This is a genomic window from Plantactinospora sp. KBS50, assembly GCF_002285795.1.
Lineage (GTDB): Bacteria > Actinomycetota > Actinomycetes > Mycobacteriales > Micromonosporaceae > KBS50.
This window is the reverse complement of sequence record NZ_CP022961.1, coordinates 2255385-2280626: the sequence shown is the minus strand read 5'-3', so window position 1 is coordinate 2280626 and position 25242 is coordinate 2255385. Positions and strand designations below refer to the sequence as shown.

The 25242-nt window shown below is 72.6% G+C and carries 19 protein-coding genes and 2 pseudogenes; 10 read left to right on the top strand and 11 right to left on the bottom strand.

The window, feature by feature from the left end; translation table 11 throughout:
• Window positions 1-10 precede the first annotated feature (10 nt).
• The 7 genes from CIK06_RS10105 to CIK06_RS10075 all read right to left on the bottom strand — a co-directional run bounded on the left by CIK06_RS10105 (window position 11) and on the right by CIK06_RS10075 (window position 6109).
• A complete protein-coding gene (locus CIK06_RS10105; RefSeq protein ID WP_095564609.1) occupies window positions 11-715 on the bottom strand; it encodes a dihydrofolate reductase family protein in 705 nt (234 codons plus the stop codon).
• Window positions 716-725: 10 nt separating this feature from the next.
• On the bottom strand, window positions 726-1373 hold the full coding sequence (gene ribA / locus CIK06_RS10100) for a GTP cyclohydrolase II (RefSeq protein ID WP_095564608.1): 648 nt from the start codon (window positions 1371-1373) through the stop codon (window positions 726-728).
• A 130-nt stretch (window positions 1374-1503) separates the two neighbouring features.
• The gene (locus CIK06_RS10095) at window positions 1504-2475 is read right to left on the bottom strand and encodes a lysylphosphatidylglycerol synthase transmembrane domain-containing protein (RefSeq protein ID WP_198348177.1); all 972 of its coding nucleotides are present in this window, start codon (window positions 2473-2475) and stop codon (window positions 1504-1506) included.
• 140 nt (window positions 2476-2615) lie between these two features.
• Window positions 2616-3437 carry a class I SAM-dependent methyltransferase gene (locus tag CIK06_RS10090; RefSeq protein ID WP_095567707.1) on the bottom strand — a complete coding sequence of 274 codons (822 nt, stop codon included), beginning with the start codon at window positions 3435-3437 and terminating at the stop codon, window positions 2616-2618.
• Between the two features lie 86 nt (window positions 3438-3523).
• Window positions 3524-4552: a glycosyltransferase family 4 protein gene (locus CIK06_RS10085; protein ID WP_095567706.1), complete on the bottom strand. Its 1029-nt coding sequence runs from the start codon at window positions 4550-4552 to the stop codon at window positions 3524-3526.
• Between the two features lie 176 nt (window positions 4553-4728).
• Window positions 4729-5127, bottom strand: coding sequence for a 6-carboxytetrahydropterin synthase (locus tag CIK06_RS10080; protein WP_095564606.1), 399 nt, complete (start codon window positions 5125-5127; stop codon window positions 4729-4731).
• Between the two features lie 4 nt (window positions 5128-5131).
• Complete coding sequence (locus CIK06_RS10075; protein WP_095564605.1) at window positions 5132-6109, bottom strand: zinc-binding alcohol dehydrogenase; 978 nt, start codon at window positions 6107-6109, stop codon at window positions 5132-5134.
• Window positions 6110-6298: 189 nt separating this feature from the next.
• On the opposite strand from CIK06_RS10075, the gene CIK06_RS10070 reads away from it, so the two are divergent.
• Both CIK06_RS10070 and CIK06_RS10065 read left to right on the top strand, forming a co-directional pair.
• A complete protein-coding gene (locus tag CIK06_RS10070) occupies window positions 6299-7627 on the top strand; it encodes a hypothetical protein (protein WP_198348176.1) in 1329 nt (442 codons plus the stop codon).
• 152 nt (window positions 7628-7779) lie between these two features.
• Window positions 7780-8433, top strand: a pseudogene (locus CIK06_RS10065) (helix-turn-helix domain-containing protein); the annotation flags it as partial.
• A 63-nt stretch (window positions 8434-8496) separates the two neighbouring features.
• Here the strand turns inward: CIK06_RS10065 and CIK06_RS10060 are convergent.
• On the bottom strand, window positions 8497-8928 hold the full coding sequence (locus CIK06_RS10060) for a DUF2000 domain-containing protein (RefSeq protein ID WP_095567704.1): 432 nt from the start codon (window positions 8926-8928) through the stop codon (window positions 8497-8499).
• A 199-nt stretch (window positions 8929-9127) separates the two neighbouring features.
• On the opposite strand from CIK06_RS10060, the gene CIK06_RS10055 reads away from it, so the two are divergent.
• On the top strand, window positions 9128-10321 hold the full coding sequence (locus CIK06_RS10055; RefSeq protein WP_095564604.1) for an endo-1,4-beta-xylanase: 1194 nt from the start codon (window positions 9128-9130) through the stop codon (window positions 10319-10321).
• 184 nt (window positions 10322-10505) lie between these two features.
• Here CIK06_RS10055 and CIK06_RS10050 read toward each other — a convergent pair whose 3' ends face one another.
• The gene (locus tag CIK06_RS10050; RefSeq protein WP_095564603.1) at window positions 10506-11915 is read right to left on the bottom strand and encodes a pectinesterase family protein; all 1410 of its coding nucleotides are present in this window, start codon (window positions 11913-11915) and stop codon (window positions 10506-10508) included.
• Between the two features lie 222 nt (window positions 11916-12137).
• Here CIK06_RS10050 and CIK06_RS10045 point away from each other — a divergent pair, with 222 nt between their 5' ends.
• Entirely contained in the window at window positions 12138-14411 is a 2274-nt protein-coding gene (locus CIK06_RS10045) for a hypothetical protein (protein ID WP_095564602.1), read from the top strand.
• Window positions 14412-14457: 46 nt separating this feature from the next.
• Here the strand turns inward: CIK06_RS10045 and CIK06_RS29900 are convergent.
• Window positions 14458-16498, bottom strand: a pseudogene (locus CIK06_RS29900) (family 43 glycosylhydrolase).
• Between the two features lie 285 nt (window positions 16499-16783).
• Between CIK06_RS29900 and CIK06_RS10030 the strand changes: the two are divergent.
• Both CIK06_RS10030 and CIK06_RS10025 read left to right on the top strand, forming a co-directional pair.
• The gene (locus tag CIK06_RS10030; RefSeq protein WP_095564600.1) at window positions 16784-17491 is read left to right on the top strand and encodes an MgtC/SapB family protein; all 708 of its coding nucleotides are present in this window, start codon (window positions 16784-16786) and stop codon (window positions 17489-17491) included.
• 276 nt (window positions 17492-17767) lie between these two features.
• Window positions 17768-18808 carry a DUF4236 domain-containing protein gene (locus CIK06_RS10025; RefSeq protein WP_095564599.1) on the top strand — a complete coding sequence of 347 codons (1041 nt, stop codon included), beginning with the start codon at window positions 17768-17770 and terminating at the stop codon, window positions 18806-18808.
• A 21-nt stretch (window positions 18809-18829) separates the two neighbouring features.
• Here the strand turns inward: CIK06_RS10025 and CIK06_RS10020 are convergent, their stop codons facing one another.
• Window positions 18830-19786: a LacI family DNA-binding transcriptional regulator gene (locus CIK06_RS10020; RefSeq protein WP_232534122.1), complete on the bottom strand. Its 957-nt coding sequence runs from the start codon at window positions 19784-19786 to the stop codon at window positions 18830-18832.
• Between the two features lie 245 nt (window positions 19787-20031).
• On the opposite strand from CIK06_RS10020, the gene CIK06_RS10015 reads away from it, so the two are divergent.
• The 4 genes from CIK06_RS10015 (at window position 20032) to CIK06_RS10000 (ending at window position 25046) form a co-directional block, all read left to right on the top strand.
• Window positions 20032-21291, top strand: coding sequence for an extracellular solute-binding protein (locus CIK06_RS10015; protein ID WP_095564597.1), 1260 nt, complete (start codon window positions 20032-20034; stop codon window positions 21289-21291).
• A gap of 166 nt (window positions 21292-21457) precedes the next feature.
• A complete protein-coding gene (locus tag CIK06_RS10010) occupies window positions 21458-22291 on the top strand; it encodes a carbohydrate ABC transporter permease (protein WP_232534121.1) in 834 nt (277 codons plus the stop codon).
• Window positions 22292-22347: 56 nt separating this feature from the next.
• Complete coding sequence (locus CIK06_RS10005; RefSeq protein ID WP_095567703.1) at window positions 22348-23109, top strand: carbohydrate ABC transporter permease; 762 nt, start codon at window positions 22348-22350, stop codon at window positions 23107-23109.
• 11 nt (window positions 23110-23120) lie between these two features.
• Window positions 23121-25046: a glycoside hydrolase family 127 protein gene (locus tag CIK06_RS10000; RefSeq protein WP_095564595.1), complete on the top strand. Its 1926-nt coding sequence runs from the start codon at window positions 23121-23123 to the stop codon at window positions 25044-25046.
• The last annotated feature ends 196 nt before the right edge of the window (window positions 25047-25242 follow it).

Sequence of the window (25242 nt, the reverse complement as noted above, 5' to 3'; positions counted from 1 at the left end):
CGCCGGGCGCTCAGTCCGGTGCCGGCCGGCAGCGGTCGGAGAGCGCGTAGCGCAGCAGCACCACGTCGCCGATCCGCCGTACCTCGGTGACCCGGGCCGGCCGGCCGGAATGCCACGGGAACCGGCCCTCGCCGACGAAGCGCGGCGCCCGCCCGTCGCCCACGAAGAACGGCGCGACCACCAGGTGCAGTTCGTCGGCCAGCCCCGCGGTGAGGAACTGGGCGTGCACGGTGCCGCCGCCCTCCACCATCAGCCGGCGTACCCCTCGGGCCGCCAGGTCGGCGAGCACCCGGACCGGGTCGACCGGGTCTCCGGCGTCGATCACGCTGGCCAGCGCGCCCAGCCGGGTGCGGGTGCGGCCGGCGCTGGCGCTGGCGCAGTAGACGAGCTTCTCGGCCTCGCCCTCGGTGAAGAACCGCGCGCCCGGGTCCAGATCGCCGCGGGCGGTCATCGTCACCTTGGCCGGTGAGGCGGGCAGGCCACGGTCCCGCCGGGCCGCCCGGCGGCGCGGATCGCGGACCAGCAGTCGAGGGTTGTCCCGGCGGACGGTCCCGGCGCCGACGAGGATGGCGTCGCAGCCGGCGCGTACCTCGTCGATCCGGTCGAGGTCGGCGGCGTTGGACAGCACCAACCGTTGCTCGCTGGCGTCGTCGATGTATCCGTCGATCGACGTGGCGCAGCTGAGCAGCACGTAGGGTCGCGCGGGTGCCGGCACGGTCGCCGCTTCAGCGCACGGACGGTACGTCGGAGGCGCGGGCGTGGTGACTCGCCTTGGCCGCCAGGTATCCGGCGTTGGCCGGGGAGAGGTAGATGCCGGTGGACACCTGGTCGACGACGGCCAGTCCCAGCCGGCGCAGTTGGCCGGCCTTGTCCGGGTTGTTGGTCAGCAGGCTGACCCGGCGCACGCCCAGCGCGGACAGCATCTGCGCGGCCACCGTGTAGTCCCGCTCGTCCGCGCGGTGGCCCAGCGCCAGGTTCGCCTGGTAGGTGTCCAGCCCGGTGTCCTGCAACGCGTACGCGTCGAGCTTCGGGTAGAGGCCGATGCCGCGCCCCTCCTGCCGCAGGTAGAGCAGGAAGCCGCCGGCACCGGCGATGCGTTGCACCCCCTCGCGCAGTTGCGGGCCGCAGTCGCAGCGCTGGCTGCCGAACACGTCACCGGTGAGGCACTCGCTGTGCGGGCGGACCAGTGGCGCCTCGTCCGCCTGCCGCTCCACCGCGGCCGCCCAGTCGCCCAGGCCGAGAGCCAGGTGTTCCCGCCCGTCCACCAGTCCGTCGAAGGTGAACACCCGCGCGTCCACGGCGTACCCGTCGGGGAACTGGAGGGGCACCGTGACCCGCGTCCGGACCGTGGCGTTCGGCAGTGCGTCGGACATGTGGCTCCTGACCTTGAGGGATGTGGCCGTTCCAGCGTATTGCGGGGCTGTGACGGCCGCCCGGTACCGCGGACGCGGCCGGGGCGGGCGGCGCCCGGTCATCGGACGCCGCCGGCGCGGTGGCGCCCGGTCACGCGGGCGCGGCCGGTGCCGGCAGCCGGACCCGCCGGGCCAGCAGCACCGCCGCTCCGGGCAGGCTCGACACCAGCACCAACGCCCCGTACACCATGGCCGTGGAGACACCCTGGTCGGCGGTGAGGCCGGCGGCGCCGAACGCCCACGCGGCCACCCCCTCCCGCGGCCCGAAGCCGCCGACGTTGAGCGGCAGGCCCATCGCCACCAGGGCGAGCAGGGTCAGCGGTACCAGCCGGGACAGCGGCGCGGTCGCCCCGGCGGTCCGGGCCGCGACCAGGAAGGTGGCCAGGTGGCCGACCACCACCACCGCCGACGCCAGCAGCACGCCCAGCCAGGCACGCCGGGCCAGCAGCCCGGCTCGCAGGTCCGCCACGACGGCCCGCACCGGGCGGGCCCACCGGGCGGTGCCGGACCGCGGCAGCAGCCGCGCCAGTACGGCGCAGCCGAGCGCGACGGCCAGCGCCAGTGCCAGCCCGGCCGGCAGGTAGCGGCGGACCGGGGACGGGAACGCCAGCAGGATGACCACCGCCATGACGACCTGCACGAACTGGCCGGCGGCGCGTTCCCACACCACCGCGCGGATGCCCCGGCCCACGTCGCCGACGTCCCGGCCGTGCCGCACCGCGCGGTGCACGTCCCCGATCACCCCGCCGGGCAGCGTGGCGTTCAGGAACACGGCGCGGTAGCAGTGCGCCACGGCCGTGCCGAGCGGCAGCCGCACACCCAGCCCGCCGGCGACCAGGCGCCACCGCCAGGCGCAGCAGACCGTGGTGAGCGCCCCGATGCCGAGCGCCGCGGCCAGGGACGGGCCGTCGATCAGCCGCAACCCGGCCACGAAGGGTCCGGTGCCCAACCACCACAGCAGCAGGCCGAGCAGCGCCACGCCGCCGAATGCCCTGGCCCAGGGCCAGGCCCGCCGGGCAAGTTCGACCGGTGGCCTGGACCGCGCGCCCGTACCGTTCTGCACCTGGATCCTCCCTGGATGAACGTCCCCCCGCCTGTACGCAGCGGGCGAGGTTTGGGTTCAGCCGGGGACGGTCCTCCCGTAAATAAGGGGTCCTTCGCCACATAGGGCGATATCAGTGGCCCGCCGCGGTCAGGCCGCGGTCAGGCCGCGGCCAGCAGGTCGGTGTGCGGGACCAGCACCCGCAGCCGGCCGGCGGCCGCCGCGGCGAGCCGGCGTTGCGCGTACGCGGTGGCCGCCGCGGCCAGCTCGGGCCGCTGCTCGAGCGCGGCGGCCAGCCAGCCGGTGAACCACTCGGCGATCAGCGGCGCCTGGTTCGGGCCGAGGTGCCAGGGGCTGGGTTGGAGCCGGACCGCGAGCCCGCGGGCGGCGAAGGCCGCGGCGCAGGCCCGGGCGGCGTCCGGGCCGAGCAGCGCGCGGCCGGCCACGGTACGGCGTTGGTGCTCGTCGAAGGCCGCGGCGATCTCGGCGTCCAGCGGTTCGGCCGGGTCCAGCCGCGCCCCGCCGGTCACCGAGATCATGAACAGCACCGGGCAGCCGGCGTCCGCGCAGGCGGCCACGATCCGCGCCAGCTCGTCGGCCGTGAGCATGTCCAGCAGTGCCGACCCGGTCACCAGCGCGGCGCCGGTCAGTTCGTGCCGATCGAGCCGGCTGATGTCCCGCTGCCGGGTTTCGGCGGTGACCGGGGAACCGTCGGCGGCCCGCTCCGGCAGGTGCCGCGCCGCGTGCGCCAGCAGGTCGGCGTCCTGGTCGTAGAGCAGCCAGTGCTGCGGTCCGGGCAGCAGTGGCGCGAGCCACCGGGCCATCGAGCCGGTTCCGCTGCCGAGGTCGTGGATCGTGAGCGGGCCGCGGCCTGCGAGCCGGCGGCGGACGTTGGCCGCCAGTTCGGCCGACCTGGCCGCCGCGTCGGCCGGTTCGCGCAGGTCCAGCCACGCCGCGAAGTCGGGGGGAAGCGGGATCGTCAAGGGGTGGTCTCCTTCGGTAGCGCGCTCGGGGGGTACGGAGGCCGGGCCGCGCCGGATCGCCGGCACCACCGCCGGACCGGTCAGGTTCACCGTCCGGCCGCCCGGTGCAGCGCCGCCGCGACCCGCCGGGTGGTGTCGGGCCAGCCGGTCAGGGTGTCCCGGCGGGCGCGGGCGCAGCGGCGCAGCCGGTCCCGCAGCGCGGCGTCGTCCAGCCAGCGGCGCAGCGCCCCGGCCAGCGCCGCCGGGTCGTCCGGCCGGACCAGCAGCCCCGGCCGGGTGCCGTCCGGCGCCCGGCCCACCGCCTCGGCCAGCCCGCCGGCCGCGCTGACCAGCACCGGTACGCCGCGGGCCAGCGCCTCCGGCACCACCATGCCGTAGGTCTCGCCGCGGGAGGCCAGCACCAGCAGATCGGCGTCGGCGTACCCGGCGGCCAGCGCGGCGCCGGTACGCGGGCCGGCCAGCCGGACCCGGTCGGCCAGACCGTGCCGGCGGATCCGCTCGCGGAGCAGGTCGACGAAGTCCGGGTCCCGGGTGAGGGCGCCCACGCAGGTGCACCGCCAGTCCCGGTCGGCCACCGCGGCGAGCGCGTCGACCAGCACGTCGTGCCCCTTGTGCGTGGTGACGGCGGCGACGCAGAGCAGCCGGGTGCCGCCGGCCGTGCCGGGCGCGGGCGGCGCGGGGTCCACCCCGGGTCGGGCGACCCACACCCGGTCGGCCGGCAGTGCGTGCCGGCGCAGCAGCAGTTGCCGGGTCCACCCGCTGGTGGTGATGACGCCGGCGACCGCGGCCAGCGCCGCGGCCTCGGCCCGGTCGGCCAGCGGCATGTGTACCAGCAGCACCGGGCACAGCCGGCGCGCGTGCGGCGTCAGCAGTTCCGGCACCGTCGAGCCGACCAGGCCGTCGATCAGCACCGACGCTCCGTCGGGCAGCGCCGCGAGGAGCCGGGCCAGCCCGGCCCGCTGCGGCGGCGTGGGGTGCGGCCAGGATCCGGGTACGGCGTGTTCGCGTACCGTCCAGCCGGCGGCGGCCAACCCCGCGCAGACCCGGCGGTCGTAGCTGTTGCCGCCGCTGGGTGTGCCCGGGTCGTCGATGTCGCCGGGCAGCACCACGTGCACGGTCCCGGGCGGCCCCCCGCCGGGACCGGCGCCGTGCGGCTCGCCGCCGGGTTCGGGACCGGGCGACCCCCCGCCGGGTTCGGGACCGTGCGGCTCGCCGCCGGGTTCGGGACCGGGCGACCCCCCGCCGGGTTCGGCGCCGGAGGACGCCGGGCGGGCCGCCTCCGGCGGCACGCTCAGAGGCTCCGCTCGTAGCTGGCCCAGGCCACGTGCGACTCGTGCAGCGTGACGGTGATCCCGGCCAGCCCCCGGGCGCCCTCGCCCAGCTCCCCCGCGTGCACCCGGTCGGCCAGCCGGTCGGCGACGGTCCGGGCCAGCACCTCGGTCGTGGTGTTCACGCCGGCGAAGGCCGGCTCGTCGTCGAGGTTGCGGTACGTCAGCTCGCCCAGCACCGCGTGCAGCTGCTCGGTGGCCCGGCCGATGTCCACCACGATCCCGTCGTCGTCGAGATCCACCCGGCGGAACGTCGCGTCCACCACGAAGGTCGCCCCGTGCAGGCGCTGGGCCGGCCCGAAGACCTCGCCGCGGAAGCTGTGGGCGACCATCATGGAATCCCGGACCGTCACGCTGAACACGCGATCACTTCCCGTCGTAGGTGATGAGATGGCAGAGCGCGGGCAGGCCGCCCGCGGTGAGCCGGGCGAGCACCTCGGGCAGCTCGGCGAACGGGGAGGCGCCGGTGATCAGCGCGTCGAACCGGGGATCGGCGAGCAGGTCGAGCGCGAGCGCCAGCCGGTCGCGGTAGCTGCGGCTGGACCTTCGGGCCGGGGCGACCCGGCCGACCTGGCTGGCCCGGACGGTCAGCCGGCCGGAGTGGAACGCCCCGCCCAGGGCCAGCTCCACCGGCCGGTCGCCGTACCAGCTCAGTTCGAGCACCGTGCCCTCGACGGCGGCCAGGTCCAGGCAGCGTTGCAGGCCGGCGGCGTTGGCGCTGGCGTGCACCACCAGGTCGCGGTCGCCGGCCGCCCGCGGCGGGGTGGCGAAGTCCACCCCGAGCGCGGCGGCCACCGCGGCGCGGCCGGGGTCGAGGTCCACCAGTTCGACCCGGACCCCCGGAAACCGGGCCAGCAGCGCCGCCACGCAGCAGCCGACCATCCCGGCGCCGAGCACCGTGACCCGGTCGCCGACCAGCGGAGGGCAGTCCCACAGCGCGTTCACCGCGGTCTCCACGGTGCCGGCCAGTACCGCCCGTTGCGGCGGCACCCCGTCGGGCACCGGGACCACGGCGTCGGCCGGCACCACGTACCCGCTCTGGTGCGGGTAGAGGCAGAAGACGGTACGGCCGCGCAGGTCGGCCGGGCCGGACTCGACCACGCCGACGTTCAGGTAGCCGTACTTCACCGGGGCCGGGAAGTCGCCCTCCTGGAACGGCGCCCGCATGGCCGCGTACTGGCTCTGCGGCACGTTGCCGGCGAACACCAGCGTCTCGGTCCCCCGGCTGACCCCGGTGTACCGGGTGCGGACCAGCACCTCGCCGGGGCCGGGATCGGGCAGCCGGACCGGGCGGATCTCCGCCGCACCGGGCGCCCGCAACCAGCAGGCGGACGCGTCGCGCATACCTGGAGCCTCCCTCCTGGCCGGGCCGGCCGGCGTACCGGACCGGGTCGCCGATCATAGTCACGCGGCCCGGGGATCCCGGGTTCGAACCGCCCGTCGGGTCCCGGCGCCGCGCCCCGGGACCGGGCCGAGCGCCCGGTGGTCATACCCTCAGGGTCTTCGATCCACAAGCCTGGGGAGGTCAAATTCATGTGGATCCGACGAGTGACCACGGCGCTGACCGTGGTGGTGGTCTCCACCGCGGTCGCCGCCGTCCCGGCCGAGGCCGCGGGCGCGCCGACCCTGTCCGACTTCGATCTGCGGCCGGCGTCCAACCAGGCCGAGCTGATGGACCGGGTGCTGCTGCTGGACGCGCAGCTGCCGAAGCTGGGCGTGCAGAACCTGCTGGCCCAGTCCAGCCGGCACGGCACGGCCATGCAGGGGCGCGGCGCCATCTGCAACCCGGGTGCCGTGGACGTCAAGGAACGCACCCTGGCGCCGGTGTACAGCTTCTGCTTCGACTCCGCCGACAGCGGCACCAACGGCGGCAACGTCGAGTGGACCCCGCAGGGCATCACCACGGTCGCCGACGCGCAGGACGACCAGGCGTGGGGCACCGCGCAACCGCTGATCGTGAGCTGGTACAACGACGACTCCGAGTACGTCAAGGGCGCCCGGGTGACGTTCATCAACCCGGACACCGGTGACTACCAGCACGTGCTGCTGGCGTACCCGTACATCAACGACTCCGGCAACGCCACGTACATGAGCCTGCGTACCAAGCAGGACTCGTCCGGCAGCTCGCTGCACGCCGGCGGCATCGCGTGGTACGGCAACTACCTGTACGTCGCGGACACCCGGCGCGGTTTCCGGGTCTTCGACATGCGCTACATCTTCGATCTCCAGGCCGCCGGCAGCAGGGGCGACACCACCGACAAGACCCGGATCGGCCGGCACGACGGCGTCTTCTACGGGCACGGCTACCGGTACGTGATGCCCGAGGTGGCCGCCTGGACCAGCGCGGCCGGCGAGGTGACCGATCCGAGCGTGTGCACCGGCACCGGGTCGCCGCACTTCTCCTTCGTCGGGCTGGACCGCACCGGCACCGACCACCTGACCACCGGCGAGTACTGCAACGGCAGCACCGTCGGCCGGGTCGCCACCTGGCCGCTGAACGGCAGCAACGGGCAGCCGTCGCTGGCCGCGGACGGCCGCTGGCACGCCGCCAGCGCCTTCCGGCTGCCGGTGTCGAACATCCAGGGCGCGGTCTCGCACGGCGACACCTGGTACGTGCAGCGCAGTCACGGCACGGACGTGCCGGACCAGAACGACAACGGCGACCTGTTGCGCACGAGCGCGCCGGCCGGCGCCAGCACGGGCGTGCTGAGCAGTTCCACCCGGCGGGTCACCGCGGCCGTCGGGCCGGAGGACCTGTCGTACTGGTCGGGCTTCCGCGGCTTCGGCGACGTGCTGTTCACCGTCACCGAGCACCCCGGCCAGCGGATGGTGTACGCGACGCCGGTCTCGGCCTTCGGCTGAGCCGCCGGCCGGTGCCGGGCCGCCGGTCGGCGGCCCGGCACCGGCCTACACTTGCGCATGTGACTGCCGGGCCGGCCGTCCGGGCGTGGTCGCCCGGGGTCGCGGGAATCAGCGAGGTGTTGCACGCCCGCTTCACCGACCACGCCTACCCGATGCACCTGCACGAGACGTGGACCCTGCTCGTGGTCGACGACGGGATCGTGCGCTACGACCTGGACCGGCACCAGCACGGCGCGTTCCGGCAGGTCGTCACGCTGCTGCCGCCGTACGTCCCGCACAACGGCCGGGCGGTCACCGCGGCCGGCTTCCGCAAGCGGGTGCTCTACCTCGACACCGGCCAGCTCGGCGAGGGGCTCATCGGTCCGGCGCTGGACCATCCGGCGATCGACGACGGCCCGCTGCGGCGCCGGATCGACCGGCTGCACGGGCTGCTGCTGCGCCCGGGGCACGACGTCGCGGCCGAGACCGAGCTGGCCTTCGTGGCCGAGCGGCTGCGGCAGCACCTGGGGCGCTCCGGGGTGCCGCAGCGGCCGCCGGAGGTCCGCGACCCGCGCCTGGCGGACCGGTTCCGCGACCTGCTGGACGAGCGGTTGCCCGCGGGCATCCCGCTGGCCGCGGCCGCCGCGCGGCTGCACACCGGCCCGACGTACCTGGTCCGGGCGTTCTCCCGGCGGTTCGGGATGAGCCCGCACCGGTACGTGGTCAGCCGCCGGCTGGAGCTGGCCCGGCGGCTGCTCGCCGACGGCCTGCCGGCCGCCGAGGTGGCCGTGCGGGCCGGCTTCTGCGACCAGTCCCACCTGTGCCGGCAGTTCCGACACACCCTCGGGTTCACCCCGGGCAGGTACCGGGCCACGCCGCGACCCGGGGCGTCACGGGTGCATCCGGGCACCCTTGAGCACCCTGTCGACGGCGTTGCGCGGGCCGTACACGGCAATCCCGACCAGGTCGAGCCGGTCGCGGCCGACCGCGCGCACGGCGGCCCGGTTGTCCCGGTCGTTGCCGGTCCGGAACAGTTCGGCGGTGAACACGGCGGTCGGTAGTTCCCCGGCCAGCGCCCGGGCGTGCGCGCCGCCGAGCACCTCCCGGCCGCCGACCAGGACCAGCACCGGCTGCCGGAACATCGGCAGGTAGGCGCTGCCGTCGGCGTCGGCGTACGGCTCCCCGATCACCTCCGGCGCGGCCCGGCCCAGGCCGCTGACCAGGAACGCGGTCACGTTGAGCCGCTGCCAGGCCGCCAGGTCGTCGCGGAGCAGTACGGCGATCTTGGTGTCGAAGCGCACGGGCGCGGTGTCGGTCTGCACGCCGGTCAACGCTGCCGCACGGCCGGTATCCGCGTCTTGGACGAAACTGCCCACCCGCCGGGCCGTCCCTGGGCGCCGGGGCGGCCTGTTGACCAGGCAGATCGATAACCGTAATGTTTCGATCGCGTCTCGGAAACTTTCCGGAACATTTCGGTTCCACCCGATCCGGCCCCGTTCCCTCCCCGGAAGAGGTACGCCCATGAAGCTGAGACGGTGGGTAGCCACCGCCGCGGTCGCCGTCGCGACCGTCGCCACCCTGAACAGCCTGCCCGCCTCGGCGGGCCACCCCTACGACCCGACCGACCAGAGCCTGCGCAACCTGGGCCTGCGGCACAACCTGTACGTCGGCACCGCGGTCGACATGGACGCCCTGGCCGACCCGGACGACCCGCAGTACCGGCAGATCGTCGGCGACGAGTTCTCCACGGTGACCGCCGAGAACGTGATGAAGTGGGAGAGCCTCGAACCCACCCGGGGCACCTACAACTGGGGGCCGGCCGACGAACTCGTCAGCTTCGCCCGCCAGCACGGGCAGCGCGTCCGCGGACACGTGCTGGTCTGGCACAACCAGCTCCCCGGCTGGCTGACCAGCGGCGTGGCCGACGGCTCGATCAGCAACGACGAACTGCGCGACCTGCTGCACAAGCACATCACCGACGTGGTCAGGCACTTCCGGGGCAAGATCTGGCAGTGGGACGTGGTGAACGAGGCGGTCAGCGACCCCTGGGACAACCCGCCGACGCTGCACTACAAGGGTTTCTGGGCCGAGCACCTCGGTTCCGGCTACATCGCCGACGCGTTCCGCTGGGCCCGCGCGGCCGATCCGCAGGCGCTGCTGTTCTACAACGACTACAACATCGAGGCGTTCGGCTCGGGTGACCCGGCCAACGACAAGACCCGGTTCGTCTACGACATGGCCAAGGACCTGCGGTCCCGGGGCGTGCCCATCGACGGCGTCGGCAGCCAGGGCCACCTGGGCACCCAGTACGGCAACTACGACACCCTCCAGGTGGCCGCGGCGCTGAAGAAGTTCACCTCGCTGGGGCTGGCCACGGCCTTCACCGAGGTCGACGTGCGCAGCCAGATGACCGACGGCGTGCAGGCCGGCGAGTCCGCCGAGATCAACCCCCGGCTCCAGGCGTCGGCCGCGAACTTCAGCATCCTGCTCCAGGCGTGCCTGTCCGAACGGCACTGCCTGTCGTTCACGGTCTGGGGCTTCACCGACAAGCACTCCTGGGTCCCCGGCACCTTCGACAACCCGCCGGAGGGCCTGGCGACCATCTACGACGAGAACTACCAGCCCAAGCGGGCGTACAACGTGATGCGGGCCGACCTGATCTACGCCGGACCGCCCTACGTGCTGCCGCGCGTGGCGCAGCGCCCGCACCGCTAGGCCGGCGTCACGGGTGTCGGGGCCGGTCCACGGGGCCGGCCCCGACACCTGTGTCGTCTCGATCCGCAACCGCCGTCCGGATCACGACCCGTCCGCGTCACGACCCCGACGCGTCACGACCCCGACGCGTCACGACCCCGACGCGTCACGACCCGGACGGATGATCACGACCCGGGGATCGTCGTCACATCGGGTTCCAGCCGTCGCTGCCGGCCAGGTACTTCTGCGGGGTGTAGTTGGCCGCCTGGGCGTCGGTCAACTGCGGGCGGTTGCCGTTGACCCCGGCGCCCGCGCCGGTGTTCTTGTACTCGAAGAACCGGGCGTTCTGCCAGACGTTGCCGGACATGTCCATCCAGGGCTGCGCGGTCCGGATGGTGGCGCTGAGCACCGACTCCCGGTAGACGACCTGGGCGCTCGGCCCCCAGGGCCGGCCCAGTTCGGTGGTGTTGCCGGTCGCCCCGGTGATCGTCGAGCGGTAGATCAGCATCCCGTACGTCTTCGCCGGGTCGGTCCGGGCGGCGGTGATCGGCCCGCCCGTGGAGCGCTTCTCGTAGAGGACACAGTTGTTGAACACCACGGTGCCGTCGCCGAAGATGAAGTCCACGGTGCCCTCGACGTACGAGTCCACCACGTACGCCCGGGCGTTCACGTTGATCAGGAAGGTGTCCTGGTCACCGAGGAGCCGGACGTTGCGCAGCACCGCCCGGTCGGCGTTGAGGTGCAGCGCGACCGCCTGGTACGCGCCGTTGTTCTCGTCGTAGTCGTTGGAGATCGTGAGGTTCTCGGCGACGAAGTTGGCGCCGTACACGAACATGCTGGCGCTGGCGAACGTGCCGTTGCTGGCCGCGGAGTCGTTGTAGACCAGCACGGTGCCGGACGGACCCGAGCCGAGCCCGGCGAGGGTGATGTACGGCTTGTTCGCCGGCACCGTGATGACCTGGCGGTACGTGCCGGGCTTGATGGTGATCACGACCCGCTGGGTGTTGTTCGCCGGCACCGCGTCGATGGCCGCCTGGACCGTGCGGTAGGTGCCGGTGCCGTCGGCCGCGACCGTCGGCGTGCCCGTGCCGGGTGGCGCGCTGGTCGGTGCCGCCGTGCTGGGCGCCGCGGTCGGCGAGGCGCTGGTCGGCGCCGCCGTCGGCGAGGCGCTGGTCGGCGCCGCGGTCGGGTCGACCGAGCCGGTGCAGGCGGTGCCGTTGAGGGTGAATCCGGTGGGGCTCGGGTTGCTTCCGGTCCAGCTTCCGTTGAAGCCGACGTCGATGGAGGCGTTGGTGGCGATGACGGCGTCGTAGTCCACGTTCGTGGCCAGCACGCTGCCGCTGGCCGGATTGGCGGTGAACCCCCACGCCTGGGTGACGGCCTGGCCGGCCGGGAAGGTCCAGCCGAGCCGCCAGCCGTTGATGGCGTCGCCGAGGTTGGTGATCCTGATGTTGGCGGTGAACCCTCCGGTCCACTGTGCGCTCACCGTGTACGCGACCTGGCAACCGGCGGCGGCCTGGGCCGAGACGGCGGTCGCGACCGTCGCGCCGCCGGCGAGGATGGTGGCGAGCACGAGGATCGGTGCGGTCCTGCGCCACCCGGTACGGTTTCTCACGCGTCACTCCCTTCGCTGTGCTGGTAGGTCCGCTCCGCCGGGGTCGCCCGGCCGCACGTGCCGGTACGGGTGACCACCGCCGCTGGACACGCTACCCCAGACAATCAAGTACATCTATGCATTGATCGCCCTGCGACGAACCGGACAGGCGGCCGGCGCCGCGCCGGCGGCGCTTGCGGGGAATCCGCCGCGGCGGCTGCGGCGGTCTGTGAGGCTGGCCCTGTGCCCACCACGCCGGAGCCCGGACCCGCCGAACTCCGGGTGCACGGGGTGTCCGGCGTCTCGGCGGAGCGGATCCTCGACCACCCGATCGTGCTGCGGGTGGCCGGCGACGCGCACGCCGGCTTCTACCGCCCCCGGCCGGCCACGGGTCCGGCCGGCGGGGCGGCCCCGGGCGTCGCCGTCGAGGCGTACCGGTGGGGTGCGCTCACCGCCGGGGCCGCGGTGCGGACCGCCTCGATGCTGCTGCTGTTGCCGTTCATGCTGGCCAACCTGTCGATCTGGCTGCGCCCGACCCGCACCGACCGGCTCGGGCTGCTCGGCGCGCTCTGCCGGCTGCTGGCCGGCACCCTCACCGCCGCCTTCGTGCTGTCGATCATCGGGATCACCATGGACCTCGTGGGCTGGCAGTGCGTGCCGTACCACGAGTGCCGCGCCGGCCGGCCGTACCTGTCCTGGCTGGCGGTGCTGCCGCCCGGCCCCCGCCTGGCGCTGCTGGCCCTGCTGCCGCTGCTCGCGCTGCGGGTGGTCTGGGCGATCGGCACCCGCTCGGCCCGCGCGTTCGGCGGCTTCGACCCCCGGCTCGGACCGCCGGCCCAGGAGAGCACCGAGGGCCTCGACGCGCCGGGATTCTGGCACGACGAGCGGACCACGGCCTGGCTGCGCCAACTCCACCTCGGGGTGGGCGCCGGCGTCGTGGCTGCCAGCCTGACCGCCGCCGTCGTCACCGGTGGGCACCCGGCGGGTTGGGCGGTCTTCGCCGCCGCCACCGGGCTGATCCTGTGCTGCGCCGCCCTGCTGTGCCTGCCGACCCCGATCCGGCCGGCCGTGACCCGCTGCGCCCTGCCGGCGCTGCGGGTCGCCGTCGTGGCCGTCACCGTGCTGAGCCTCGGCTACGCCTGCCTCGCCCGGCACGTCACGCCACGGATCGGGCAACTTCCCGGGTACGAGGGCAGCGCCGGAGGTCTGATCACCGCGCAGGGCGTCCTGCTGATCGTGCTCGCGGCCGTCACGGTCCGGCGGCGCCGCGGGGTACGCCGGGAGATCCCGCCCTTCCTGCGCGGGCTCGGCACGCCGATCGTCGCCGCCGCGGCGGTCAGCGTCGGGGCCGCCTTCACCGCCACGCTCGTCTACCGGGTCGCCGACCTGCTGGACCGCGGGGCCATCCCCGACCCGATCCGCCCGAACCCGCGGTCCTACGGGCCACTGGAGCCACCCGTCGCCTACTGGTGGGCCGCGCTCGCCGCGCTGCTCTCGATGGTGATCCTCTCCGTGGCCGCCGCCGGCGCGCTGAGCCTCAGCCGCCGTCGCCGGCAGCGGATGGCCGCCGCGATCGTGGCGCGGGACTACCCGGACGCGCCGCCGCAGGCCCGGGCCAGGCTGCGGGTGGTGCACCGGACCGTTGCCGAGGCCCAGGTCATCGAGGAACTCGGGCCGATGCTGGTCTCCTTCTTCGTGATCTCCGCACTCGGCCTGGCCACCATCGCGCTCGACCTGATCGGGACGGGACCCACCGAACTCGCGGCCCGGCTCGCCGGCCGGCACACCGGCGTCGCCACCTTCGCCGCGTACGTGACCGACCTGAGCATCTGGGTGCTCAGCCTGGCAGTGATCGGCCTGCTGCTGGTGGGCTTCCGCGCGTACCGGTCCGCCGAGACCCGGCGGGTGATCGCGGCGCTGTGGGACATCGGTACGTTCTGGCCGCGGACCGCCCACCCGTTCGCGCCGCCCTGCTACGCCGCCCGAGCGGTCCCGGAACTGGCCAAGCGGGTCTCCGCGCTGGCCGCCGCCGGGCCGGTGGTCATCTCCGGGCACAGCCACGGCTCGGTGCTGGCCGCGGCGACCATCCTGCAACTGCCGCCGCGGGTGCTGCGCCGCGTCGCGCTGCTGAGCCACGGCAGCCCGCTGGAGCGCATCTACGCCCGGCTGTATCCCGCCTACCTGGGCCGGGAGACCCTCTGCGACGTCGGTGACCGGCTCGGCTGGCGGTGGCTCAACCTGTGGCGCGACACCGATCCCATCGGCGGCGCGATCTTCCCCCGGCACGACGACCGGGCCGACCACCGGGCCGACCACCGGGCCGACGACCGGGCCGACCATGCCGCCGTGGACGTCCGGCTGCGCGACCCGCGGGCCGTCACCATCGACCCGACCGACACCGTGCCGCCGCCGGTGGAACGCCACTGGCCCTACCACAGCCAGCCGGAGTACCAGGCTGCCGTCCGGCGGCTCGTGGACCGGATCGACCGGCCGGACGGTGGCCCCGGACCGCCGTGAGCGGGCCGGGGCCATGCCTCGCGCCGGTTGCCTCAGCGTCGCTGCCTCATGGCGTGGTGACCGCGAACCGGCTGACGGTCACCGAGCCGCCGAGGGCCTGGGTGGCGTAGTTGAAGATGCCGAACCGGTAGCCCATGAAGAACTGCCAGTCGTTGTTCAACGTGAAGGCCGGCCCGAGCGTGGTGAAGGTGCTGCCGTTGGTGCTGTACGAGAAGGTGGCGGTACGCCCCGAGCCGGGTTGGATGTTCGCGTTGACCCGCAACCAGATCCGGCCGCCGCTGACCGTCGCACCCGCCTGCTCGGTACCGGTACCCGTGGTGGTCCACCCGCTCGTACTCATCGTCAAACCGTTGGTCATCGAGACCCGGGTGACCCCGTTGTCCTTGCGGATCCCGATCCAGGCCGAGGAGTCCCGCAGCATCGCCAGCCCCGACCGGTCGCCGTTGGCCATCGCCGAGTAGTCCAGCTCGATGGTCGCCGTCGAGGTGGGACCCTGGATCCGGCGGGTCAACGTGTTGCGGGCGTTGTAGAGATCGGTGGTGACCGTGGCCGTCGACAGGCGCAGCCCGTTGTTCACGCTGAACCGGCCGGTGTCCGGGTTGTGGTTCCACTCGTACTGCGGTCCCAGCGTGGTGCCCGAGAACGTGTCGGTGCCGATCATCGAGGCGACCGGATGCCACGGCAGGTTCGGCCGGGTGTAGCTGCTCCCCCAGCGGCCGTTCACCGTCTGCAGGGTGGGCCAGCCGTCGCTGGACCAGGTGATCGGGGCCATCGTCGGCATCCGGCCACCGGGGTACGCGTCGGTGAACGCCATGTACCACCACTCGCCGTTCTGGGTCTGCACCAGGCCGCCCTGGTGCGGCACGCCGCCGCCGGAGATCGGACCGGGCAGGTCCAGCAGCACCTGCCGCTGCTCGTACGGCCCCCAGGGGCTGGTCGAGCGCAGCACGTACTGGCCGTTGGCCGGCCGGGTGAGCCAGATGTAGTAGTAGTTCCCCCGCTTGTACATGCGGGAGCCCTCCAGCGTGCCGATGCTCGACGGCGTGGTGTACACCGTCTGGCTGCGCACCTGCGAGGTCAGGTCGCTGGAGAGCTGCGCCACGCTGATCGTGCCGTTGCCGTAGGCCACGTACGGGGTGTCGTCGGTGTCGAACAACAGACCCGCGTCGTAGTAGCAGCTGTTGATCCGCGCCTTCTTCGTCCAGTTGCCACCGACCGAACCCGCCGTGTACACGTACGTCCGGTTGAACTCGGTGCAGCCCAGCCAGTAGTACGTGCTGTTGCTCTGCCGGTAGTTGAAGGCCGAGGCCCAGATCCCCTTCACGTACGCCCGGCCGCCGGTCAGGTCGTACGCCGTGGAGTCGAAGTCCAGGCGGGGCACCGAATGCCCGGCGTACTCCCAGTTCACCAGGTCGTAGGAGCGCAGGATCGGCGCGCCCGGCGAGTAGTGCATGGTCGAGGCCGAGTAGTAGTACACGTCGCCGACCCGGATGATGTCCCCGTCGGCGAAGTCCTGCCAGACCACCGGGTTCGTGAACGTGGTCGGCGTGGGCGAACTGGTCGGCGTCGGCGAGGCGGTCGGGTGGGCGACGTGGTCGGGGTCGGCGAGGCGGTCGGGTGGGCGACGCGGTCGGCCCGGCGGTCGTCGGTGCGGCGGTGCTCGGGGTGGTCGCCCCGGTGCAGGCCACCCCGTTGAGCGCGAAGCTGGTCGGGACCGGGTTCGCCGAGGTCCAGGTGCCGTTGAAACCGAAGCTGGCGGTGCCGCCGGTGGAGATGCTGCCGTTGTAGGCGGCGTTGCTCACCGTGACCTGGGCGCCGGACTGGCTGACCGAACCGTTCCAGAGCTGGGTGACCGTCTGTCCGGCGGCGAACGTCCAGGTCAGTTGCCAGCTCGACACGGGGTCGCCGAGGTTGGTGACCGTCACGTTCGCGCCGAACCCGCCCTGCCACTGTGCGGAGATGGCGTAGTCGACCGAGCAGCCCGCGGCGGCGGCCGAGGCGGGTAGCGCCACCGCCGCCCCCGTCGCGACCAGCAGGGTGGCCGCACCGGACAGGAGCGCGAGCGTGCCTTTTCTTCGTATCTTCACAGGGGCCGTCCTTGGACGAATGGTGGTGGATGCTGCCGTGTGCCGCGGCCCGGGACCGGGTCGCCGGCCCGACCACCGACTCCATGATCGACGGACCCGGGCGGGCGGAGGAGCCGCTATGTGAGCGCTAACAAAGGTGTCGGTCATGTTACGGGAGCACCTCCATCTACTCAAGCCCATGAATATCTGCTGTTGCGGGCGGAGATGTGCGGCCGAGGATGTGCGGCCGGGGTTCGCGGAGCGCAGCCGCTTGTCGATCCGCACCGCACGCCCTACGGTGGCGCGATGGCGCTCGCCGACACACAGGGCTGGCCGCAACTGGGCGAACTCGGTCTCGCCCTGCTGCTGTCGGCCGTGATCGGGCTGGAGCGGGAGATCCGGCAGAAGAGCGCCGGGCTGCGCACGCACACCCTGGTCGGCTTCGCCGCCGCGTTGATCATGCAGGTGTCCAAGTACGGCTTCGCCGACGTGTTCGGCGAACACGTGGTGCTCGACCCGTCCCGGGTCGCGGCCCAGATCGTCTCCGGAATCGGCTTCATCGGCGGCGGCCTGATCTTCGTACGGCGGGACGCGGTCCGCGGCCTGACCACCGCCGCGGTGATCTGGCTGACCGCCGCCATCGGGATGGCGGCCGGATCCGGGCTGTGGCTGCTCGCCGTGGCCGCCACCGCCGGACACCTGATCGTGGTGTTCGCACTCACCCCGCTCTCGGCGCGGCTGCCCCGGTCGAAGTACGCGCCCTGGCGGCTGCGGCTGACCTACCTGGACGGACGCGGCGTGCTGCGCGACGCGCTCACCGCCTGCACGGCGCGCGGGTTCACCGTCAACGAGCTGTACGTGGACCAGCCGCGCCCGGAACGGGACCCGCCGGCGGTGACGGTCTGGTTGACGTTGACCGGCGGCCGGGATCTCGCCCCGCTCACCGCGGCGCTGACCGAACTCGACGGGGTGCTGACGGTCGCCGGCGACGACGCGGCCGGCGGCGCGGCCTGACCGGCCCGACGCTTGCCCTCACGGCAGTGCCGCGGCGCGCCACTCAGCGATCCGCTGGTCGCCCAGCGCCGCGATCCGCCTGCAGCCTGCAGCGTCGACTCCACCGCCGGTCGGCCTTCCCACAAGTCGGATTCCGGACCGTCGTTCCGGCCGACCGGTGGAGTAGCCGACCCGTTGCGGCGTGCCAGTCTCGGTGGCTCAGCCACCCGGAGGTTCACCCATGCAGCACCGGTTCAACCCGCCGCCGAACTGGCCACCGATCAAGGTGATCGTGCCATGACGTTCTACCTGCGAACCAGCCTCAAGGCGGGCCCCTTCCGCTTCAACCTCTCCTCTTCCGGAGTTGGCGTTTCCGCTGGCGTACCTGGGTTCCGGATCGGCACTGGGCCGCGCGGCAACTATGTCCGGGTGGCCGGACGCGGCGCCACCTACTTCGGTGGTCAGCCCGCCGCGCCGGACCGGCCCGTCGTACGACCCGCTTCGCCGTCTCACGACGCCGGGGTGGTGATGCGCGAGTTGGGCAGCGAGTCCGTGCAACATCTCGTCGCTTCCCAACCGTCCGATCTGATCAGTCAGATGCAGGCTGCTGCGAGTCGACGGGCACTGTGGCCATGGGCGACAGCCGCCATCACAATTCTCGGGCTGCTGACCCCGCCCGTCGGGCTCCTGCTGCTCGTGCTCGGCGGGCCGGCTGTCTGGTGGCTGCGGCAGCGCGACCTCGCACGGCGCTCGGTGGTCGTGTTCTATCAGGTCGAGGATGCACCGGCGGCGAGGTACGAGCACTTCACCGCGAGCAGCGGATTCGTCAGCCGGGTCGAGCGAGTCTGGCAGATCGAGGCGGAAGGAATGCTCTCCAACCCGTACCAGCAGAAGGTAAACGCCGGGGCGAGCAGGCTGGTGCGACGCACCGTGGGCCGCCTGGATCTGGCCGGACCGCCAGTTCTCGTTACCAACATCGCCATACCGAGCCTGCAGACCAAGGAGCGGTCGGTCTACTTCCTACCGGACCGGGTCCTCGTCCGACACGGCAGGCGCTACGCCGACCTGTCCTACGCCCAGGTCCGGGCGCAGGTAGCCAACCAACTGTTCGTCGAGTCCGAGACACCGCCATCCGACGCCCGCTGTGTCGACACGACCTGGCAGTACGCCAACAAGTCGGGCGGTCCAGACCGCCGCTTCAAGAACAACAGGCAGTTGCCGGTCATGATGTACGGCCGGTTGACTCTCAGCAGCTCACACGGGCTGCTGATGGTGTGGGACTTCTCCCGACCCGATGTTGCCGCGTCACTCGCCGAAGCCCTCAACCGGATGCGATAAGCCCTTGGACCGTACTCCTGGCTAGACCGCCGTGGAGGCTCGGGGGACCAGCCGGCACGGGCGCTTCCGCGGGCCGTGCCGGGGATTGCCGTTGATCGCCTCCAGCAGGAGTTCGGCGGCCTCCCGACCGATGCCTTCGAGGTCCATGTCGACGCTGGTCAGCGGGGGCCGGCAGGCATCCACCATGACGTTCCAGTTGTCGAAGCCCACCAGGGCCACGTCGCCGGGGATGGCGCGACCGGCATCGCGCAGGGCCTCGGCCACGCCGCGGGCGATCTGGTCGCTGCCGCAGAATATGCCGTCGATCTCGGTGCCGGTGGAGAGCAGGATGCCGGCCGCCTGCCGGCCCCACGCCTCGCTCCACTCGCCGTACAGCGGGGGTGCCACCAGGTCGGCGACCGAGGCCGCGGCCTCGGCGCGGACCCGGGCCGAGTGGTGGTGTTCGGGACCGGTGACGTGGGCGATGCGGCGGCGGCCGATGGCCTGCAGGTGCTGCACCGCGCGCCGGGCGCCGTCGGCCTCGTCGGGCACCACCGAACAGTCGCGGGGGTCCGCGGAGCTGATGAAGGCGTAGACGACCGGGACGTTCAGGTCGCCGCCGATGGGCGCGCGGGCCTGGGTACGCCGGCCGGTCACGATGATCCCGTCGACCTTGCGACCGAGCAGGGTACGCAGGTAGTACTGCTCCCGGATCGAGTCGTCGCGGGCGTCGCAGAGGAAAACCGACATCTGGCCGGCGCCGAGCGCGTCCTCGGCGCCGATCAGCAGCGGGATGCTGAACCGGCCGATGCTGTCGGTGGTGATCATCCCGACGGTGTAGGTGCGTCCGGTCTGCAGGCTGCGCGCCGCCGCGTTGGCGACGAAGCCGAGCTGGTCGGCGGCCTGGCGGACCCGGGCCACGGTCTCCGGGCGCAGGCTGCCGCGCCCGTTGAGCGCCTTGGACGCCGTCCCGACGGACACCTTCGCGAGCGCCGCCACCTCGGTGATCGTGGCTGCCCTGGCTGTGATACTCAGCGTTTCCTCCCCCGCAACTTCACCGTCGGCGGGGTTTCCGAGCCACTGCCGCCGGTCGCTTCATAAAACGGTAACTTGCTCTTGACAGGCGCGCAAGGCTGTCCCTAGCGTGGCGGCAATCGTTTTCCTTCTGCCCTGGCATCGATGCTTCGACCGCACCGCCGGGCCATCCCTGTCCACGCAGACCACCCGCCCGAAGGGGATCCGATATGACCCTGTCCACCTCGGCGCGGCGCCGCCTCCGGGTTGCCGCGGCCCTGATCACCACCGCGTGTCTCGCGGCCGGTTGCTCGCACGCCTCGTCCTCCGACGGCGAATCGGCGGCGGGCGGCGGAGAGTACGCCATCTGGGACCCGTACCCGCAGTTCGACGACAGCTCGGACTGGGTCAGGCTGCTCACCGGCTGCGGCACCGATGCCGGCGTCACGGTCAAGCGGACCGGCTACGACACCACCGACCTGACCAACAAGGCGCTGCTGGCCGCCCAGCAGGGCAACTCGCCGGACGTGCTGATCGTCGACAACCCGGTGGTGTCCACGCTCGCCGAGGCCGGCGTGCTGACCACCACCGCCGAGACCAAGGTGGACACCTCGGCGGTCGAGCCGAACCTGCTGGCCGCCGGCCAGTTGGACGGGAAGACCTACGGCATCCCGATCGGGGCGAACACCCTCGCGCTGTACTACAACAAGAACGTGCTCGACGCCGCGAAGGTCGACCCGGCGACGGTCACCGACTGGGCCTCGCTGACCGCGGCGCTGGCGAAGGTCAAGGCGGCCGGCAAGAAGGGGATCACCTTCTCGGCGATCGGGACCGAGGAGGGTTCCTTCCAGTTCCTGCCCTGGTTCTGGGGCTCCGGGGCCAACCTCACGCAGCTGGACTCGGCGCCGGCCGTCTCGGCGCTCACGCTCTGGACCGACTGGCTCAAGCAGGGGTACGCGCCGAACTCGGTCATCAACAACACCCAGACCACCAGTTGGCAGGAGTTCACCTCCGGTGACTTCGCATTCAGCGAGAACGGCACCTGGCAGCTGGCGAACGCGAAGAAGGCCGGATTCCCGTACGGCATCATCCCGATCCCCGCGAAGGCCGGCGGCACCGCACCCGCGCCCACCGGCGGGGAGTTCGTGACGGCGCCGGCGCAGAAGGACACCGCCCGGTACGCCACCACCGACAAGATCATCGGCTGCCTGACGAGCGCGGACAACGCGTACACCACGGACACCACGCTGTCCTACATCGCGGCCACCGACGCGGTGCAGCGCAAGCAGGTGCAGACCACGCCCGATCTGGCGGTGTGGGTCGACGCCGTACACGCCGCGAAGGGGCGCACCAGCGACGACCTCGGCACCAGATACCCGAAGATCTCCGAACCGATGTGGGGTGCCTTCCAGGCGGCGTTGTCCGGCTCGAAGTCGCCGCAGGACGCGCTGAGCGCCGCCCAGCAGGCCGCCGCCGCGGCCACGAGGTGACAGTGACGCCCGACGTGACGACCCGGGCCCGGGCGGCGCAGACCGTCCCGGCGCGGGCCGTGCGGCACCCCCGGCACCACCCCCGGCACCCCCGGCGCCCCCGGCGCTCCCGGCACTCCCGGCGGGCGGCGGCCAGTGGGCGGCCTGGGCCTTCCTGGCCCCGGTCGTGGGCTACCTGCTCGTCTGCTACGCCTATCCGCTGTACCGCAACGTCGACCTGAGCCTGCGCCACTACACCGTCCGCTCCTTCGTGCAGGGCGGGGCGCCGTTCTCCGGGCTGGACAACTACCGCACGATCGTCGAGCACCCCACCTTCGGCCCGGCGTTGCTGCACACGGTCCTGTTCACACTGGTCTCGCTGATCTTCCAGTTCTCGCTCGGGATGGCGCTGGCGGTCTTCTTCCGGCAGAACTTCCCGCTCTCGGCCACGCTGCGGGCGCTGTTCCTGGTGCCGTGGCTGCTGCCGCTGATCGTCTCGGCGTCGACCTGGTCGTGGATGCTCAACAGCGACTCCGGGATCGTCAACACCGCGCTCGGCGTCGTCGGGATCGACCCGGTCAACTGGCTCACGTCGCCCCACTGGGCGCTGACCAGCGTGATCATCGCGAACATCTGGATCGGGATCCCGTTCAACCTGGTGGTGCTCTACAGCGGGCTACAGGCCATCCCGACGGAGATCCACGAGGCGGCCAGGATCGACGGCGCGACCGGCTGGAAGACGTTCTGGCTGGTGACCTTCCCGCTGCTGCGGCCGGTCAGCGCGATCACCATCCTGCTCGGGCTGGTCTACACGCTCAAGGTCTTCGACATCATCTGGATCATGACGAAGGGCGGTCCGACCGACGCGTCGACCACGTTCGCCACCTGGTCCTACCGGTTCAGCTTCGGGAGTCTGCTTCCGCAGTTCGGTCCGGGCGCGGCGGTCGGCAACCTGCTGATCGTCATGGCGCTGGTCTTCGGCCTGATCCACATCCGCGGCCAGCGGAGGTGGCAGCCGTGAGCGGGCGCACCGCCAGGCCGGTGAAAACCGCGATCGGGGTGCTGCTCACCGCGGTCATGCTGTTCCCGGTCTACTGGATGGTCAACGTGTCCTTCACCCGGGACACCGACATGCGGCACGACCCGCCGTACCTGTTCCCGATCCACGGCACCCTGGAGGGTTACCGGGCCGTGCTGCACGAGCAGCTGCCGTACCTGGGGACGAGCTTCCTGGTGGGCCTCGGCACGGTGGTCCTCACCGTGGCGCTGTCGGCGCCGGCCGGCTACTCGCTGGCCCGGCTGCGGCCGCGCGGCGGCGGGCTGCTCAGCCTGGTGCTGCTGATCGCCCAGATCATCCCGGCGATCATCATGGCGATGGGCTTCTACGCCATCTACCTGCGGCTGGGCATCCTGAACAACGCCGCCGGCCTGCTGCTGGCCGACTCGACCATCGCCGTGCCGTTCGGGGTGCTGCTCTTCACCGCGTTCATGTCGGGCATCCCGCAGGAGCTGACCGACGCGGCGCTGATCGACGGTGCGACGACGTGGCGCATCTTCGTCTCGATCATCCTGCCGGTGTCGCGCAACGCCGTCGTCACCGTGTCGCTGTTCGCGTTCCTCTGGTCGTGGTCCGACTTCGTCTTCGCCACCACGCTCGACGGTGGTGGCGACGTCCAACCGATCACCCTCGGCATCTACCACTACATCGGCAACAACAACCAGCAGTGGAACGCGATCATGGCCACCGCCGTGGTCGCGTCCATCCCCGCGACGCTGCTGCTCATCATCGCGCAGCGGTACGTCGCCGCCGGTGTCACCGCCGGCGCCGTCAAGGACTGAGGAAACACTTCATGGCTTCTGCGTACGGCCCGGTCGTCCCCACGTCACCGTCCCGCTGCACACTCCGCCCCCTGGACGCGGGCGCCGTGCGCCTGGATCCGGGCGGCCTGCTCGGTTCCTGGCAGGCGCGCAACGCGGCGGCGACGCTGCCGCACTGCATCGAGCAGCTCGACGTACGCGGGAACCTTCGCAACCTGCGACGGGTCACCGGGGAGGCGGACGGGGCGTTCAGCGGGATGTGGTTCGCCGACAGCGACGTCTACAAGACCCTTGAGGCGGCGTTCTGGGACCTCGGCCGCTCGGGCGGCGGTGACCCCGCGTTCCGCGCCGAGGTGACCGCGCTGCTGGAAAAGGCGCAGGACCCGGACGGCTACCTCGACTCGTACTACCAGACCGACCATCGGGACCGGCAGTGGAGCGAGCTGCACTACAGCCACGAGATGTACTGCGCGGGGCACCTCATCCAGGCCGCGGTCGCGGCGGCCCGCGCCGCCGCCGGCGACGAGGCGGGACAGCAGCTCGTCGGCGTCGCGCGCCGCTTCGCCGACCTGCTGGTACGCCGGTACGGCCCGGACGGGGCCGACGGGATCTGCGGCCATCCCGAGATCGAGACCGCGCTGGTCGAGCTGTACCGGGTCACCGGGCACCGGCCGTACCTGGCGCTCGCCGCCCGCTTCGTCGAGCTGCGCGGGCACGGGCTGCTCGGCGGCGACCGGTTCGGGCCGCGGTACTTCCAGGACCACGCGCCGGTCCGGCACGCCCGGGAGGTCGCCGGGCACGTGGTACGCCAGGTCTACCTGCTGGCCGGCGCGGTCGACGTGGCCGTGGAGAACGGTGACGCCGAGCTGCTGGCGGCCACCGAGCGGCTCTGGGAGTCGGCGCTGGCCAGCCGGACGTACCTGACCGGCGGCCAGGGCTCCCGGCACCGCGACGAGGCGTTCGGCGACCCGTACGAGCTGCCGCCCGACCGCGCGTACGCGGAGACCTGCGCGGCCATCGGCTCCTTCCAGTGGGCCTGGCGGCTGCTGCTGGCCACCGGCCGGGTCCGGTACGCCGATGCGATGGAGCGCTTCCTCTACAACGGCATCGCCGTCGGGATCGGGCAGTCGGGTCGGGAGTTCTTCTACGCCAATCCGTTGCAGCTGCGCACCGGCCACGACGGCTCGGACGAGGACGCGCCGACGCAGCGGCTCCCCTGGTACTCGTGTGCCTGCTGCCCGCCGAATCTGGCCCGGTTGATGGCCTCGCTGCACCACTACACGGCGACCGGCGACGCGCGGGGGCTTCAGTTGCACCTGTACGCCTCCGGCCGGTACGCCTCGGCCGGGCGGACGATCGAGGTGAGCGGCGACTATCCGTGGGACGGCCGGATCTCGATCACGGTCCGGGCCACCGACGAGAGGCCGTGGACCCTCGCGCTGCGGGTTCCGGACTGGTGCGCCAGCGCGCGACTGTCGGTGAACGGTGCCGAGTTCGGGGCCCCGGCGCAGGCCGGCTACCTGCGCCTGGCCCGGACCTGGCAGCCGGGCGACCGGGTGGAACTCGTGCTGGCCATGCCGCCGCGGCTGATCGCCGCGCATCCGCGGGTGGACGCCGTACGGGGCACGGTCGCGCTCGCCCGCGGCCCGCTCGTCTACTGTCTCGAACACCTCGACGTGCCCGAGGCGCTGTCCGGCGCGGTCTTCGAGGACATCGAGCTGGATCCCGCCGGGCCGGTCCAGGCGGTCCCGGCCGCGGGGCTGGCCCCGGTCCGGCTGACCGCCACCGTCAGCGCGCGGGGCAGCACCGACGACGATCTGTACCGGCCGTTGGACCCGGCCGCACGGCCCGCCGCGACCGGCGCGGTCGTGTCGAGCGTCCCGTACTTCCTGTGGGCCAACCGGGCCGCCGGACCCATGCGGGTCTGGATCCCGCTGGCCGGACCGGCGGCGCCGTAGCGCCCGGGCCGCACCGGCAAACGTTGTAGGAAAAACGATTTCCCGATTGATTCCGCCGGATGCCGGGGGGGCATCTGCGCGACGGCCTCGTCATATCGACTTTCATCTCTTGACCAGCCGAAACACGTCCGTTACATTCAGGAAAAGGTTTTCCTATCCCTTCCGCCACGCCCCGTGACACCCGGGCGAGAGGAGA

Coding starts and splice junctions, on each gene's coding strand:
- ribA (WP_095564608.1), bottom strand. CDS start 1,373: ATGTCCGACGCACTGCCGAACGCCACGGTCCGGACGCGGGTCACGGTG.
- CIK06_RS10075 (WP_095564605.1), bottom strand. CDS start 6,109: ATGCGCGACGCGTCCGCCTGCTGGTTGCGGGCGCCCGGTGCGGCGGAG.
- CIK06_RS10070 (WP_198348176.1), top strand. CDS start 6,299: ATGTGGATCCGACGAGTGACCACGGCGCTGACCGTGGTGGTGGTCTCC.
- CIK06_RS10055 (WP_095564604.1), top strand. CDS start 9,128: ATGAAGCTGAGACGGTGGGTAGCCACCGCCGCGGTCGCCGTCGCGACC.
- CIK06_RS10030 (WP_095564600.1), top strand. CDS start 16,784: ATGGCGCTCGCCGACACACAGGGCTGGCCGCAACTGGGCGAACTCGGT.
- CIK06_RS10025 (WP_095564599.1), top strand. CDS start 17,768: ATGACGTTCTACCTGCGAACCAGCCTCAAGGCGGGCCCCTTCCGCTTC.
- CIK06_RS10015 (WP_095564597.1), top strand. CDS start 20,032: ATGACCCTGTCCACCTCGGCGCGGCGCCGCCTCCGGGTTGCCGCGGCC.
- CIK06_RS10005 (WP_095567703.1), top strand. CDS start 22,348: ATGCTGTTCCCGGTCTACTGGATGGTCAACGTGTCCTTCACCCGGGAC.
- CIK06_RS10000 (WP_095564595.1), top strand. CDS start 23,121: ATGGCTTCTGCGTACGGCCCGGTCGTCCCCACGTCACCGTCCCGCTGC.